The sequence below is a fragment of the Microcystis sp. 0824 genome (assembly GCF_003112475.1).
In the GTDB taxonomy this organism is placed as follows: Bacteria; Cyanobacteriota; Cyanobacteriia; order Cyanobacteriales; family Microcystaceae; genus Microcystis; species Microcystis aeruginosa_C.
On the sequence record NZ_BDSM01000059.1, the window covers coordinates 1 to 741 of the forward strand.

The 741-nt window shown below is 43.2% G+C and carries 1 protein-coding gene; it reads right to left on the bottom strand.

What is annotated here, in order from left to right; translation table 11 throughout:
* A partial coding sequence (locus N0824_RS20805) for a calcium-binding protein (protein WP_373456634.1) occupies positions 1-741 on the bottom strand: 741 nt, incomplete at both ends.

Genomic DNA, 741 nt, shown 5'->3' on the forward strand with positions numbered 1-741 from the left:
GTCAGTATTACCACTGCTATTAATATAGGCACTAAAAGAACCACTCCAAGCACCACCACTTTGGTAGATACTGCTATTCATTCCTGCTGGATAGGTGGTTGTCCCCGCGTAGGTGTTACTGGAGTAGTTGACAATTAATAGGTCATTTCCATCCCCACCATTGACGTTATCTTGTCCTCGTCCCCCGTTAATCGTGTCATTTCCCTCTCCGGTAGCAATGGTTTCATTAAAACTCCCCGTAAAGCTAATACTATCATTACCGGTTCCAGTGGTCAGGTTATTGAACCGTTCAACATTTTTGACCACATTGCCATTACTTTCAGTGAAGGTTCCCCCACTGTTATCAATGGTTAAATTGGTGGTAAAACTGCTAAGGTCTAAAGTGCCGATGGTGTCTGTACCTGTTCCCCCATCAATGTTAAATACTCCATAACCCCCTCGGTCAAAGTAGTCATTAGCATTAGTCCCAGTAATTTGAAACCTTTCTATATTAGAGAAGTCAACGTAGTCAGTATTACCACTGCTATTAATATAGGCACTAAAAGAACCACTCCAAGCACCACCACTTTGGTAGATACTGCTATTCATTCCTGCTGGATAGGTGGTTGTCCCCGCGTAGGTGTTACTGGAGTAGTTGACAATTAATAGGTCATTTCCATCCCCACCATTGACGTTATCTTGTCCTCGTCCCCCGTTAATCGTGTCATTTCCCTCTCCGGTAGCAATGGTTTCATTAAAACT